Genomic DNA, 13,881 nt, shown 5'->3' with positions numbered 1-13,881 from the left:
GGCTTCCGTCCGTCCGAGGTGCGTGCTTGCATGGGCGCATGGAGCGGGACGCGAAGCTGCGTGGCGAGACGAGAGCGGTCTGGGCGACCGCGATCTGCTTCGTGATCGGCACGCTCATCGGGATGCTCGTCCTGGGCGGTGCCGACCGCCCGCTCACGGGCGAAGGGGCGCTCGCGATGCCCGCCGCGCTCATCGCCGGAGCGATCGCGGCGGGCGCCTTCCTCACGAGCACACTGATGCACCGAGGGGGCGAGACGAGGCCGATGCCGCGCTGGCAGGCGGTGGTCTCCGATCTCTCGGCTGGTGCCCTCACCGTCGCGTTCGGAGCCGTCACGACGATGGGAGTGCTGCTCGCCGCTGAGGTGCTCGCGGCCGGGCTCCAGGGGCTGCAGCTCGCGGCGATCGGCGGCGGACTGCTCACCGGTCTGGCGGCGGCGGTCGGCGGGCGCTTCGCCTTCGGTGCCGGCGTCGACCTGCGCACGGCAGACCTCGCCGCGCTCCTGTTCGGTTTCCTCATGATCGGCACCCTGTTCGCCATGATCACGGCCGCTGATCCGCGCTGGTGGGAGCAGAACTTCTCCCAGTTGGGCTCCGGTTCGTGGGCCTTCAACGGCACCCTCCTGGTCGCGGGGCTTCTCATCGCGACCGTCGGCTCGTACATCGGTCGTGACCTGCACCGGCTGCTCGGGGATACCGCACTCTTCCGCATCGCCGTCGTCGTGGCGTCGTGGGCGGCCACCGGAATCGCACTGGCTGCGGTCGGGCTGCTGCCGCTGCATCGTGTGCCCATCCCGCACGACATCGCCGCGGTCTCCACGCTCGTCCTGTTCGTCGTGGCGGCCGCGACCACGGTCGCCGCTGTTCCCGGGCACCCCCGAGCGCTCCTGATCACCTCGATCGGCGTCGGTCTGCTCCTGGCGGCGGCGATCGTGCTGTGGGTGCCGTTCGGTCTCTTCTCGGCCACCGCTGTCGAGGCCGTCGTCGTCGGACTCGGACTCCTGTGGATGGCGACGCTCGTTCGGGTTCTCGCGATCCTGGTGCCGGCCCGGTCTCGCCCCTCCGCGCGCCTGTCGCTGATGCGCGCCCGGCATCCCTAGAGCGGCATGCACGAAAGATAGGGCAACTGCCCGATGCCCCGGGGGTGCCTCAGAGCGGACTGTAGGGATACAGCGAACCGTCGAGGAGAACCCCATGTACGAGCACCCGTATCTCAGCCAGCAGCTCACCCGGCACGACCAGGAGCAGATGGAGCGCGCCGCCGCGGAGAGGCTGCGTCTGATCGAGCACGCCGACCAGATCGTGCCGCGTCCGGAAGGGGTGGTCCGGCGGATGCTGCGCCGCGCGTTCGGTCGCACGGCGGTCGCCACGTCTGCGACCGCCCCGACGACGGCTCGTGTCGCGGGCGGATGCGAAGCTGCGGCGGCACACGCGCAGTGAGCGGCGTCGCACAGCGCGAACCGCAGACCGTCCCGAATGTCGGTCGGGGGTGGGACGATGAATCCATGCCCCCTTCCGCGTCGAGCGCTGCGATGGTCGGCCGCGAGGCCGAGCTCGCCGAGGTGCGCCGATCGTTCGCCGGGGTGCGCGACGGCGTCCCGGCCGCGCTGCTCGTCGAGGGCGAGGCCGGCATCGGCAAGTCCCGCATGCTGCGCGAGTTCGCCGCCGAGATCGCGCCGACCGCCGACGTGCATGTGGGCTGGTGCCTCGATCTGGGCGCCTCGCGCACGCCCTACGGGCCACTCACCGGCATCCTCCGCTCGATCGTCACACGCATGGGCGTCGACCGGGTGCGCGAGTCGGTGGGAGTGGGGGTCGAGGCACTCGGCATGCTGCTTCCCGAACTCGTCGATTCCCCGACCGATCGCGACCGCACCAGTCCCGAACGCCTGCGCGACGCCATCGCCTCCCTCATCGAAGCGGCGGCCGAACGCGCCCCTCAGGTGCTCGTGGTCGAAGACCTGCACTGGGCCGACGAGTCGACGCTCGCCATCCTCTCCTTCCTGCTGCGGGCGCTGAGCCGCGGCCGCATCCTGCTGCTCCTCACCTGTCGTACTGACGATGTGCGCCGCGGGGATGCGGTGAGCCGCTTCATCGGCGAGGCGACGCGCGCGCGGTTGCTCGAGCGCCTCACCCTCGGCCGGCTCGACGAGGCCGCGGTTCGCGAGCTGGCCGAGCAGATCACCGGCCGGGCGCTGACCGAGAGCGCCCTCGATCGCATGCAGGAGCGGGCCGAGGGCGTGCCCTTCTTCATCGAGGAGATCGCGGGGTGCGCGAACGGCCCGCTCCCCGACGGTCTGCGCGACCTGCTGCTCGCCCGCTTCGACCGGCTCGGCGACGATGCGCGGCGTGTGGTGCAGGTCGTCTCCGGCGCCGAGCGTCCGCTCTCCCATCCGCTGATCACGGGCCTCGTCGATCTGCCGGAGCAACGCCTCGACGAGGCGATCCGCGAGGCGACGCGCAGCGGCATCCTCGTCGTGGGCGACGACGACTACCGGTTCCGGCATGCCCTGCTGCGCGAGGCCGTGCACGACGACCTGCTCCCCGGCGAGCGGGCACGCCTGCATCGCGCCTATGCCGAGGCGCTCGAGGCGCAGTGCGCGGGGTCGGATACCAGCGACGCCGCGGCCCTCGCCTATCACTGGCAGCTCGCGCAAGACGATCGGAAGGCGCTCGTCGCCGCCGCCGACGCCATGCGCCACGCGAAGGGGCAGTACGCGTTCGCGAGCGCGGCCCGCTTCGGCGAACTGGCACTGGAACTGTGGCCGCTCGTGCCCGACGCCGCCGCGGCGGCACGCGTCGAGAGACTCGACCTGCTCCTGGTGCTGGGATCGATCCTGCGCAATGCGGGCGACGGCGAGCGGGCGCTCGCGGTCGCGAATGTCGCGCTCGCCGAGATCGACCCCGCCACAGTGGACCCGCGTCTGCATGCCCGACTCCTGCGCAACAAGGCGCTGTACCTGGTCAACCTCGGCCGCCTCGGTGCGATCCCGCTGCTGCAGCAGGCCCTGGCCATCGCGGAGGAGCGCATCGGCGACGAGGTGTTCCGGGCCGAGCTGCTCAACCAGCTCGCGAGCCGGCGCATGATCGCGGGCGACAGAGAAGAGGCGATCCGCCTCGCGGATGAGGCTGAGCTGGGGGCGGCCGGAGCCGACTCCACCGACCAGCTGTCGATCGCCGCGAACGTGCGCGGCGGTTCCCTGGCGCACCTCGGCCGGGTCGACGAAGGGGTGCGCGAGTACGAGCGAGCGCGTGAGCTCGCGGCGGGAACGACGGCCGAGATGCGCTATCGCGTCAATTACTCCGACCTGCTCACGCTGCTGGGCCGCTACCGCGAGGCGGTCGAGGTCGCCGAAGAGGGACTGCGGCGTGCCCGCGAGCTCCGCGTCGAACGCACCTCGGGGTCGATCATGGCCCAGAACATGGTGGTGCCCCTGCTCGAACTCGGCGAGATCGAGCGGGTCGAGGAGATGCTGTCGCGCGACTTCGTGCAGGGAACCCTGCGTGTGTTCCGCATGTACATGAGCATGACCCGCGTGCGGGTGCTGGCCTGGCGCGGGCGGTCGGCCGAGGCAGCAGAGCTGTTGCAGGAGTGGTTGCCGGCGTTCGAGGAGACGGGCGGCTCGGAGCGGCAGATCTGGTACGACCGGATCATGATGACGGTGGCTGTGGCCGAGAGTGAGGGGAATCTCCGGAGGGCGCTCGACACCATTCTCGAGATGCTGCGCGACGAACATCCGGCGCTGCTGCACCAGCGCCGGCTGCTGCTGGAGGGCGGGGCGATCATCGCCGAGCTGCGCGCCGAGGGCGCCGACACCACGACGGCATCCGATGCCGTCCGTGCGGCGTGGTGCGCGCAACCCGCGCAGTTGCAGGACGACGCGTGGTCGACGATCCTCGATGCGCTGCTCGACCCGCGCCATGACGCCCTGGATGCGGCCCTCCACCATGCCGAGGGAGAAGACGTACCGGTCGTCTTCCGCGCCGTGCTCCGGCTCGAGCGCGCGCGTCTGCTCGTCCACGAGGGGGAGCGCGTCACCGCGGCGTCGGTGCTCGCCGAGGCGGCAGGCCTCGCGGAGGCACTCGGCAACGCCCAGGTGCGGGCTGCGGTCGCCCGGTTCGCCACCGACGCCGGACTGCGTGCCCCCGCCGATCCGCCGTCGGGCGACGACCTGCTCACGGCTCGCGAGCGGCAGGTGCTCGAGCTGATCGCCGAAGGGCTGAGCAACCGGCAGATCGGCGAGCGGCTGTTCATCAGCGTCAAGACCGTGAGCGTCCACGTCTCGGCCGTGCTGCGCAAACTCGGCGTGAGCACACGCACCGAAGCTGCTCTCGTGCAGAAGAATCGACAGTTCCGTGTCCCTGCCCAGCCTGCCGTGGTAGCGTGACTGTGCGCGCGTCTCGGATGTTCCGATTCGGCGTAGGCCGTGTAAACGGCTAAGTCAACAGAAAGTAGAAACACATGGCCACTGGCACTGTGAAATGGTTCAACGCGGAAAAGGGCTTCGGCTTCATCGCTCCCGATGACGGCTCGGACGACCTCTTCGCCCACTACTCGGCTATCGCCGGCTCCGGTTTCAAGGAGCTCCGCGAGAACCAGAAGGTCGAATTCGACGCTGAGCGTGGCCCCAAGGGCATGCAGGCGGCGAACATCCGCGCTCTCTGAGCGCGCGCTGACTTCCTGAAGCCGGTCGGATCCTCACGGATCCGGCCGGTTTTTTCGTGCCACCCGCAGCTTTCGAATCGCGTGAATGGCCCCAACCGGCGGCGATTCGCGGCGAATCGCGCGATTCGAGAGGCAGCACGCGGCCGGGAATCCGGGGTGAGGTTCCCCTAACCTCCGTGTTAGATTAGGCGAGGCTTACCAAAGCCTGGGCGCAGGTCATGCGCCGCCCCCTCACCCCGAACCCGAAGGAACGCCTGTGCGCACCTCTCGAATCCTCGCCATCGGCGCGGCCGCCGCGCTCGCCATCGGTCTCTCCGCCTGCGCATCCTCTGCCCCGGAGTCGACCTCGACCGCCGGCGGCAACCCCGCATCCGACGACGCCTTCCCCGTTACCGTCGAGCACGTCTACGGCGAGACCACGATCACCGAGAAGCCCGAGCGCGTCGCGACCGTCGCATGGGCGAACCACGAGGTGCCGCTGGCGCTGGGCATCGTTCCGGTCGGCATGAGCAAGGCGTCGTGGGGCGACGATGACGACAACGGCGTGCTGCCCTGGGTCGAGGAGAAGCTCGACGAGATGGGGGCCGAGACGCCGGTGCTGTTCGACGAGACCGACGGCATCGACTACGAGGCCGTCGCCGACACCGAGCCCGACGTGATCCTCGCCGCCTACTCCGGCCTCACGCAGGAGGAGTACGACACCCTCTCCAAGATCGCTCCGGTCATCGCCTACCCGAAGGTCGCCTGGGGCACTTCGGTCGACGAGATGATCGAGATGGACTCCAGGGCCCTCGGCCTCGAGAAGGAGGGCGACGCCCTGATCGAGCAGCTGGACGCCGACGCGCAGAAGGCGCTCGAGGCGAACAGTGTGCTGAAGGACAAGAAGGTCCTGTTCTCCTACATCGACCCGACCGACCTGAGCCAGATCGGGTACTACACGGCGATCGACACCCGCCCGGGCTATCTCCACGATCTCGGTCTGCCGTTCCCCTCGATCGTCGAGGAGAACAAGGACAGCGACCAGTTCTACCTGACGGTCAGCGCGGAAGAGGCGCAGAAGTTCGACGACGTCGACCTGTTCATCACCTACGGTGACGAGTCGATCATCCCGCTCCTGCAGGCCGACCCGCTGCTGTCGAAGATCCCGGCGATCGCCGAGGGCCGCATCGCGGTCCTTCCCGACGCCACCCCCATCGCGGCCTCCGCGAACCCGTCGCCGCTGTCGATTCCGTGGGGTCTCGGCGACTACCTCGCGCTCCTGGCTGCACCGCTCGCTCCGTAATCGTTCGATCCGCCTCCGCGGAGTGAATACCCAGTGACCTCAGCAACCGTCATCGCGCCCGCACCGGGGGCCGCAGACCTGCGGCGCCCGGTGCTGGTGCGAACCCTCTGGCTCCTCATCGGGCTCGTGGTGCTCGTCGTCCTCACCATCCTGTCGATCTCGTTCGGCGTGCGCGCCGTCTCATTCGACGACATCGCCGCAGCCCTCACCGGTCACACCGACACGATCGCGCAGGCGGCGATCGTCAAGCGCATCCCCCGCACGGTCCTGGCCCTCCTCGTCGGTGCGGCACTCGCCCTCTCCGGCGCGACCATGCAGGCCGTGACGCGCAACCCCATCGCCGACCCCGGCATCCTCGGCGTCTCGAACGGCGCCTCGCTGGCCGTGGTGTGCGGCATCGCCTTCTTCGGTCTCGCCGACCCCTACGGCCAGATGGCGTTCGCGATCGCCGGAGCAGGGCTCGCCGCCGTCTTCGTCTACACGGTCGGATCCCTCGGACGCGGGGGAGCGACACCTCTCAAGCTCGCGCTCGCGGGTGCCGCCACCTCGGCCGCCTTCGCCTCGCTCATCAGCGCCGTCATGCTGCCCCGCGTCGACCTGCTGCAGACGTTCCAGTCGTGGCAGATCGGCGGCGTCGGTGGCGCGGAGTGGCCGCGCATCGCGCTCACCGCACCGGTTCTGGCCATCGGCGCCCTGATCTGCTTCCTGTGCTCCCGGGGCATGAACTCCCTCGCCCTCGGAGACGAGATGGCCAAGGGGCTCGGTGAGAACGTGTTCCGCACGCGCATGATCTCGGCGCTGGGCGCGGTGATCCTCGCCGGGGCCGCGACCGCGATCGCCGGGCCGATCGGCTTCGTCGGTCTGATCATCCCGCACGTGTGCCGGATGCTGGTGGGCACCGATCACCGCTGGCTGCTCCCGTTCTCGGCGATCGCCGGCGCCGCGCTGCTGACCGCAAGCGACATCGTGGGCCGGGTGATCGCGCCATCGTCGGAGGAGATCCAGGTGGGCATCATCACCGCCATCATCGGAGCCCCGTTCTTCATCTGGATCGTCCGCCGGCAGAAGGTGCGTGAGCTGTGAGCACGACAGAGCACACCGAGCACACCCTCGACCGGGTCGACGAGCCGGCATCCGCCCGGATCGCGCGTATCGTCGCGGGGCGGCGCTCGCGCCACCGCCGGCATGCGGTGGCCACGATCGTCCTCGGCGTCCTGGTCTTCGCCCTCTTCGCGGTGGCGCTCATGGTCGGCAACACGTTCTACACGCCGGATGAGGTGATCCGGGTGATCCTCGGAGAGACCGTGCCGGGCGCCTCGTTCACCGTCGGCGATCTGCGACTGCCGCGGGCGGTGCTCGCCGTCCTCACCGGCATCGCATTCGGAATGGCGGGTGTGTGCTTCCAGACGATGCTGCGCAATCCGCTCGCCTCGCCCGACATCATCGGCATCTCCAACGGTGCCGGTGCGGCGGCCGTGTTCGGCATCATCGTGCTGTCCGTGAACGGGCCGGTCGTGTCGCTGCTCGCTCTCGGCGGCGCCGTCGTCACCGCCCTCGTGATCTACCTGCTCTCGATCAAGGGCGGCTTCGCGGGCACGCGGCTCATCCTGATCGGGATCGGCGTCGCGGCCATGCTGCAGAGCGTCATCTCGTACATGCTGTCGCGCGCGGCGAACTGGGACATCCAGACCGCGATGCAGTGGCTCACCGGAAGCCTCAACAACGCGTCGTGGGAGCGGGTGCTGCCGATGGCGATCGCCGCCCTGATCATCGTGCCGCTGATGCTGTCGCAGGGGCGCGCGCTCGGGGCGCTTCAGCTCGGCGACGACTCGGCGGCCGGCCTCGGCATCCGGGTCAACGCCACCCGCCTTCTCCTCATCCTCGGTGCGGTCGCGCTGCTCGCGTTCGCGACCGCGGCCACCGGCCCCATCGCCTTCGTCGCGTTCATGGCCGGCCCCATCGCCGCGCGCATCACCGGCCCCGGCGCCAACCTGCTCCTGCCGTCGGCGTTCGTCGGAGCCGTGCTCGTGCTCGGCGGCGACCTGATCGGCCAGTTCGCCTTCGGCACCCGCTATCCCGTCGGCGTCATCACCGGCGTCGTCGGCGCGCCGTACCTGATCTACCTGCTCATCCGCACCAACCGCTCCGGGGGTTCGCTATGACCGTCTCGCACAGCCTGTCCGCCGAGGGGGTGACGCTCGCCTACGGGGACCGCACCATCATCGACGGCCTCGACCTGCAGATCGCCCCCGGTCGCATCACCACCATCGTGGGGGCGAACGGATGCGGCAAGTCCACGCTGCTGCGCTCGCTGGCGCGCCTGCTGTCTCCGAGCGACGGCCAGATCGTGCTCGACGGCAGATCGGTGCACGCCCGCCCCACCAAGGAGGTCGCGCGCATCCTCGGGTTGCTGCCGCAGTCGCCCGTCGCGCCCGAGGGCATCGCGGTCGCCGATCTGGTCGGCCGTGGACGGCACCCGCATCAGAAGATGCTCGCCCGATGGAGCACCCACGATTACGAGGTCGTGGCGGATGCCCTCGACGCCACCGGCATCTCCGATCTGGCCGACCGCAGCGTCGACGAGCTCTCGGGCGGTCAGCGCCAGCGGGTGTGGATCGCCATGGCGCTCGCACAGGAGACCGACATCCTGCTGCTCGACGAGCCGACCACCTTCCTCGACGTCGCCCACCAGGTCGAGGTCCTCGACCTGCTCACCGACCTGAGCGTCTCGCGCGGCACCACGATCGTCATGGTGCTGCACGACCTCAATCTCGCGGCCCGCTACGCCGACGAGCTGGTGGCGATGAAGGACGGGCGGGTGCACGCGACCGGTGCGCCGCAGGACATCGTCACCGCCGAACTCGTCGAAGAGGTCTTCGGCCTCGCCAATCAGATCACCATCGATCCGGTCTCCGGCAAGCCGATGGTCACACCCATCGGGAGGCACCATGTCCGCTGAGACGACCACGACCGACCGTCCGACCTACATCCTCACCCGCGCCGAGGTACGGGGGGTCGCGCGCGTCTCGCCCTCGTTCGTGCGGGTGACGTTCGGCGGCGACGAGCTGAGCGAGTTCGGCACGCCGGGTGAGGTGTTCGACAGCCGCATCAAGCTGGTGTTCCCGCCCGCGTCCGGAGTCCTGCCTGAGCTCGACAGGGCATCCGACAACTGGTGGCAGGCGTTCCTCGCGGTGCCCGAGGTGGAGCGCGGGTCCATGCGCACCTACTCCGTGCGCGAGCTGCGGCTCGATGACGAGACCGGCACCGAGGTGGACGTCGACTTCGTGCTGCACCTCGAACCCGGACTGACCGGACCCGCGTCGCTGTGGGCGAGCCAGGCCGCGGTCGGGCAGGAGCTCTACCTGGTCGGCCCCCGCCGCGGGGTGGATGTCGACGCGCACGGAGGGGCCGAGTTCGCGCCGGGGACCGCGGCATCGGTCGTGCTCGCCGGCGACGAGACCGCCGCTCCGGCGATCGCCCGCATCCTCGAGGACGCACCGCAGGATCTGCGCGGCGTCGCCTTCATCGAAGTGCCCTCGCCCGCCGACGTCCTCCGCATCGACGCACCCTCGGGGGTCGAGGTGCACTGGCTGCCGCGTGACATCGGTGAGCCGCACGGCTTGCGGCTCATCCCCGCCGTGCTCGCCCACCTCGGCGACGCCGATGCCACGGACGAGATCCGGGTGAAGGACATCGATGGTGAGGACCTGCTGTGGGAGACGCCGGACTACTCCGGTCTCGGCGAGGACATCGCCACGGGGGATGCTGCGGCCGAACGCTACTTCTGGATCGCGGGGGAGAGCGGCGTGGTCACCACGCTGCGTCGCCACCTGGTCAAGGACCTCGGCATCGATCGCGGGCAGGTGGCGTTCATGGGCTACTGGCGTCGCGGCGTCGCCATGCGAGGCTGAGATGACGACCGGATCCCCCTCCCTGCACGGCCGATCCCTCGTGCTCGGATACGGCCGTGCCCGGGTGGTGCACGACGTGTCGCTACAGCTCGCTCCCGGCCGGGTCACCGCGCTCATCGGCCCGAACGGCAGCGGCAAATCGACCGTCCTGCGCGCCCTCGCGCGTCTGCACCGCATCGAGGCGGGGAGCGTGCGCATCGGCGGAGACGAGACCCGCGACGCCGCCGCCCTTTCTGCGAAGGAGTTCGCGAAGGCCGTCGCGATGCTCTCGCAGTCGCGGCCGCATCCGTCCGGCATCGAGGTCTCCGACGTCGTGGCGTATGGTCGCCACCCCCACCGGGGCCGATTCTCCGGCGTCAGCGATGCGGACCGTGCCGCTGTCGCCCGTGCGCTCGCCCTGACCGGACTCGGCGCCATGGCCTCCCGTCCCGTCGACCAGCTCTCGGGAGGCGAACTCCAACGCGTGTGGCTGGCGACCGCGCTGGCGCAGGAGACCGGCGTGCTTCTGCTCGACGAACCGACCAACCATCTCGACCTGCGCTACCAGGTGGAGACTCTCGATCTGATCCGCGAGCTCGCCGACGACCACGGCACCGCCCTCGGCGTCGTGCTGCACGACCTCGACCACGCGGCATCGGTGGCGGACGACGTGGTGCTGCTGCACTCCGGTCGAGTGCACGCGGTCGGTACTCCCGCCGAGGTGCTCACGGGCGCGAATCTCTCGCACGTCTACGGCCTGCGCATCGACACCGAGATCGATGAGGAGACCGGCCTCGTCCGGGTGCTCCCGCGCGGTCGACACCACGGACGCCATCGCGCCGCTGCGACATCCTGACCCCCACCCTCCCGGAGGAAGAACACGATGAAGAAGAAATCCCTCGCCCTGGTCGCCCTCGGCGGCGCGCTCGTGATGGCCCTGGCCGGCTGCGGCACCACTCAGGCCCCCACCGCCTCCGACGCGTCGGCGTCGACGAGCGCGGGGTGCGACGACGACACCACCGCGATCTCGACGGGCGCCGTCTCGGTCACCGACGATCTCGGTCGCACGGTCGAGCTCGACAAGCCGGCCGAGCGGATCGCGGTGCTGGAGTGGCAGCAGATCGAGGATGCGCTGTCGCTGTGCGTCACGCCGGTCGCGGTCGCCGACGCCGAGGGCTACAGCACGTGGGTCACCGCGGAGGAGCTCCCGGAGGGCGTGACCGATGTGGGCACCCGCCAGGAGCCGAACCTGGAGACGCTGTTCGGCACCGAGCCCGACCTCGTGATCGTCGAGGTCAGTGCGGCGGACGACCCCATCGTCTCCCAGCTCGAGGCCTACGACGTGCCCGTGCTCGCGACCGTCGGCGCGGATGCCGCCGACCCCATCGCGAAGATGCTCGGCACGCTCGATCTCATCGCCCAGGTGACAGGGCGGGAGGAGCGCGCCGAGGTCGTCGCCGACGAGTTCCAGGAGCACCTCGACGCTGCCTCTGCCGAGCTCGCCGATCTTGACCTGCCCACGAAGGAGTTCGTGTTCTTCGACGGCTGGGTCGACGGCGGCAATGTCGCGCTGCGTCCGTTCGGTCAGGGGTCGCTGGTCGGTGAGATCGGCGAGAAGCTCGGACTCACGAACGCGTGGACCGGCGAGGTCGACCCCGCTTACGGCCTCGGGCAGACCGATGTGGAGGGCATGACCACGGTCGGCGACGCCAGTCTGTTCTACACCGGCACCGAAGATCCCGAGTCGGAGAGCTTCATCGACGCGCTGCAGGACAACCCGGCGTGGACCTCGCTTCCCGCTGTGGCCGAGGGGCGCCTGACCGCCTTCCCCGCCGGGATCTGGACGTTCGGCGGCCCACGCTCCACCCAGCAGATCATCGACGGCTACCTCGAGGTGCTCTCGAAGTGACGGGTGCCCTTCGCCTCGACGAGACGGCCGCGACGGAGTCGGCGCGTCCGGCTCCTGCGGTCGCACCCGACGAGGCGGAGGGACGCCGGGCCGGGGCTCTCCTCACGGGCATAGGCGTCCTCGTGGCCCTGGCCGTGGTGCTCGTCGCCGTCGCGTGCTGGCATCTCACGCAGGGCACCAGCGGTGCGGTGTTCGCGGAGACCGAGGTGCTGTGGGGGTCGCGGGTGCCGCGTCTCGCCGCCGGCGTCGCCGTGGGTGTGGCGCTCGGCGTGGCCGGCATCCTCCTCCAGTCGCTCGCCCGTAACGCTCTGGCCTCGCCGGACACGCTGGGGGTGACGGCCGGCGCCTACCTGGCTGTCACGGCACTCGCTGCGTTCGGCATCGCCGTGCCAGTGTGGGCTTCGGGCGCTGTCGCATTCGCCGGGGGCATCGTCGCGACGGGGATCGTGCTCGGTCTCGCCGGCGGTGCGGGTTCGTCCACCACGCGGCTGATCCTGGCGGGCACGGCCCTCGCGCTCGCGTTCCAGGCCGGCACCTCGACGCTGCTCATCCTGTTCGACGAAGAGACCAAGGGGCTGCTCGCGTGGGGGAGCGGAAGCCTGTCCCAGCTGGGCCTGACCGCATTCTTGCAAGCCGCCCCGGTCGTGGTCGTGGTGACGGCGGCTGCTCTGGTGCTCGCGCGTCGGTTCGACATCCTGGCGCTCGGCGACGACACGGCATCCTCCCTGGGCGTGCCGATCCGATCGACGCGGGCCGTCGGCATCCTGCTCGCCGTCACGCTCACCGCGGTATCGGTGACGCTGGCGGGGCCGATGGGCTTCGTCGGGCTGTGCGCGCCCGTGCTCGCCCGCCTGCTGACGCGGGTGGTGCCGAGCCTGAACCGCCATCTGCTCCTGATCCCGGCCGCCGGGTTGCTCGGCGCGATCGTCGTGATCCTCTCGGATGCTCTGCTGCGGGCGATCATCGGGGCCGAGGCGGCGATCCTCATCCCGACCGGAGTCGCGACGACGCTGCTGGGGGCGATCGTGCTCGTGCTCATGGCTCGACGCCTGCGCGACGCCGGCCCGACGCGGGAGCCTCCGCGGGTGCGCTTCGGCGTGCGCAGCGGGGCGCGGTTCCGCATCACCCTGGCGGTCGTGGTGCTCGGGGTGACCGGCGTGCTGCTCCTCGGCCTGCTCGCCGGGCACACGTGGCTGTTGACCGGCGATATCGCGCTGTGGCTGCAGGGCGAGGCGCCGGCGGCGATCGCCTTCGCGCTGGACGAGCGGGCGCCGCGCATCGTGGCCGCGGTCGTCGCCGGTGGAGCGCTCGCGCTCTCCGGCGCCATCATCCAGGGGGTGAGTCGGAACCCCCTCGCCGACCCGAGCATCCTCGGTGTCACGGGCGGGGGCGGACTCGGCGCGGTGCTCGTGATCACGAGCGCCGTCTCGTCCACCGCGGGCATGATCGCGGGTGCCATCGCCGGAGCGCTGCTGGCCTTCGTCCTCGTCTACCTGCTGTCGTGGCGCGGTGGTCTGAACGCCGACAGGTTCCTGCTGATCGGCATCGGCGTCTCGTACTTCACCGTCTCGCTCACGACCTTCTTCCTCCTGAGGTCGAGCCCCTGGGACACTCCGAAGATCTACACCTGGCTCTCGGGCACCACCTACGGCCGTGTCTGGGAGCAGGTGCTGCCCCTGGCGATCGTGCTGGCCATCGCCCTGCCGCTCGTGGTGATGAGCCGCCGCGAGCTCGATGTGCTGTCGCTCGACGAGGACACCCCGCGGCTCGTCGGCATCCGTCTCGAGCCGGTGCGGCTCACGTTGCTGGTCGTGGCGGCCGTGCTCGCGGCTCTGAGCGTGACGGCGATCGGCGTGATCGGCTTCGTCGGTCTCGTCGCTCCGCACGCGGCGCGGGCGCTCGTCGGCGCGAGGCACTCGAGGATGATTCCGGTCGCGGTGCTGCTGGGCGGACTCCTGGTGGGGGTGGCCGACACGATCGGTCGTACCGTCATCGCCCCCGCGCAACTGCCGGCCGGACTCGTGGTCGCGCTGATCGGTGCCCCGTACTTCGTCTGGCTGCTCTGGCGCTCGCGCGACGTGTAGCTCCCGCCTCGAATCGCGCAGATGGTCCCCTTCCGTCGAGGAAGGGGACCATC

The 13,881-nt window shown here is 70.4% G+C and carries 12 protein-coding genes; all 12 read left to right on the top strand.

Annotated features, from left to right (window positions below; translation table 11 throughout):
• The first annotated feature begins 38 nt into the window (after positions 1-38).
• The 12 genes from ACLFA2_RS06460 to ACLFA2_RS06405 all read left to right on the top strand — a co-directional run bounded on the left by ACLFA2_RS06460 (position 39) and on the right by ACLFA2_RS06405 (position 13,828).
• The gene (locus ACLFA2_RS06460; RefSeq protein WP_426622244.1) at positions 39-1,097 is read left to right on the top strand and encodes a hypothetical protein; all 1,059 of its coding nucleotides are present in this window, start codon (positions 39-41) and stop codon (positions 1,095-1,097) included.
• Positions 1,098-1,191: 94 nt separating this feature from the next.
• On the top strand, positions 1,192-1,437 hold the full coding sequence (locus tag ACLFA2_RS06455) for a hypothetical protein (protein ID WP_021198344.1): 246 nt from the start codon (positions 1,192-1,194) through the stop codon (positions 1,435-1,437).
• Positions 1,438-1,502: 65 nt separating this feature from the next.
• Positions 1,503-4,385 (top strand): helix-turn-helix transcriptional regulator, encoded by a 2,883-nt coding sequence (locus tag ACLFA2_RS06450; protein WP_167253613.1) that lies wholly within the window; start codon positions 1,503-1,505, stop codon positions 4,383-4,385.
• Between the two features lie 74 nt (positions 4,386-4,459).
• Positions 4,460-4,663, top strand: a complete 204-nt coding sequence (locus ACLFA2_RS06445) for a cold-shock protein (protein WP_017831237.1) — start codon at positions 4,460-4,462, stop codon at positions 4,661-4,663.
• 256 nt (positions 4,664-4,919) lie between these two features.
• On the top strand, positions 4,920-5,945 hold the full coding sequence (locus ACLFA2_RS06440; protein ID WP_021198342.1) for an iron-siderophore ABC transporter substrate-binding protein: 1,026 nt from the start codon (positions 4,920-4,922) through the stop codon (positions 5,943-5,945).
• Positions 5,946-5,978: 33 nt separating this feature from the next.
• Positions 5,979-7,028: a FecCD family ABC transporter permease gene (locus ACLFA2_RS06435; protein WP_021198341.1), complete on the top strand. Its 1,050-nt coding sequence runs from the start codon at positions 5,979-5,981 to the stop codon at positions 7,026-7,028.
• A complete protein-coding gene (locus ACLFA2_RS06430; RefSeq protein ID WP_029265114.1) occupies positions 7,025-8,107 on the top strand; it encodes a FecCD family ABC transporter permease in 1,083 nt (360 codons plus the stop codon). Before ACLFA2_RS06435 ends, ACLFA2_RS06430 begins: the two co-directional genes overlap by 4 nt.
• Positions 8,104-8,904, top strand: a complete 801-nt coding sequence (locus ACLFA2_RS06425) for an ABC transporter ATP-binding protein (protein ID WP_029260078.1) — start codon at positions 8,104-8,106, stop codon at positions 8,902-8,904. Before ACLFA2_RS06430 ends, ACLFA2_RS06425 begins: the two co-directional genes overlap by 4 nt.
• The gene (locus ACLFA2_RS06420; RefSeq protein WP_347124570.1) at positions 8,894-9,856 is read left to right on the top strand and encodes a siderophore-interacting protein; all 963 of its coding nucleotides are present in this window, start codon (positions 8,894-8,896) and stop codon (positions 9,854-9,856) included. Before ACLFA2_RS06425 ends, ACLFA2_RS06420 begins: the two co-directional genes overlap by 11 nt.
• A 1-nt stretch (position 9,857) precedes the next feature.
• Positions 9,858-10,691 (top strand): ABC transporter ATP-binding protein, encoded by an 834-nt coding sequence (locus ACLFA2_RS06415; RefSeq protein WP_426622243.1) that lies wholly within the window; start codon positions 9,858-9,860, stop codon positions 10,689-10,691.
• A 27-nt stretch (positions 10,692-10,718) separates the two neighbouring features.
• Positions 10,719-11,744: an ABC transporter substrate-binding protein gene (locus ACLFA2_RS06410; protein WP_426622242.1), complete on the top strand. Its 1,026-nt coding sequence runs from the start codon at positions 10,719-10,721 to the stop codon at positions 11,742-11,744.
• Positions 11,741-13,828, top strand: coding sequence for an iron ABC transporter permease (locus tag ACLFA2_RS06405; protein WP_426622241.1), 2,088 nt, complete (start codon positions 11,741-11,743; stop codon positions 13,826-13,828). Before ACLFA2_RS06410 ends, ACLFA2_RS06405 begins: the two co-directional genes overlap by 4 nt.
• The last annotated feature ends 53 nt before the right edge of the window (positions 13,829-13,881 follow it).

The organism is Microbacterium sp. As-52, assembly GCF_049949185.1.
In the GTDB taxonomy this organism is placed as follows: Bacteria; Actinomycetota; Actinomycetes; order Actinomycetales; family Microbacteriaceae; genus Microbacterium; species Microbacterium maritypicum_A.
The sequence above is the reverse complement of the archived record's forward strand: the minus strand, read 5'-3'. Positions and strand labels throughout refer to the sequence as shown.

Excerpts from the sequence above, each read along its gene's own strand:
- ACLFA2_RS06460 (WP_426622244.1), top strand. The coding sequence starts at position 39 with ATGGAGCGGGACGCGAAGCTGCGTGGCGAGACGAGAGCGGTCTGGGCG.
- ACLFA2_RS06455 (WP_021198344.1), top strand. The coding sequence starts at position 1,192 with ATGTACGAGCACCCGTATCTCAGCCAGCAGCTCACCCGGCACGACCAG.
- ACLFA2_RS06450 (WP_167253613.1), top strand. The coding sequence starts at position 1,503 with ATGCCCCCTTCCGCGTCGAGCGCTGCGATGGTCGGCCGCGAGGCCGAG.
- ACLFA2_RS06445 (WP_017831237.1), top strand. The coding sequence starts at position 4,460 with ATGGCCACTGGCACTGTGAAATGGTTCAACGCGGAAAAGGGCTTCGGC.
- ACLFA2_RS06425 (WP_029260078.1), top strand. The coding sequence starts at position 8,104 with ATGACCGTCTCGCACAGCCTGTCCGCCGAGGGGGTGACGCTCGCCTAC.
- ACLFA2_RS06420 (WP_347124570.1), top strand. The coding sequence starts at position 8,894 with ATGTCCGCTGAGACGACCACGACCGACCGTCCGACCTACATCCTCACC.
- ACLFA2_RS06415 (WP_426622243.1), top strand. The coding sequence starts at position 9,858 with ATGACGACCGGATCCCCCTCCCTGCACGGCCGATCCCTCGTGCTCGGA.
- ACLFA2_RS06410 (WP_426622242.1), top strand. The coding sequence starts at position 10,719 with ATGAAGAAGAAATCCCTCGCCCTGGTCGCCCTCGGCGGCGCGCTCGTG.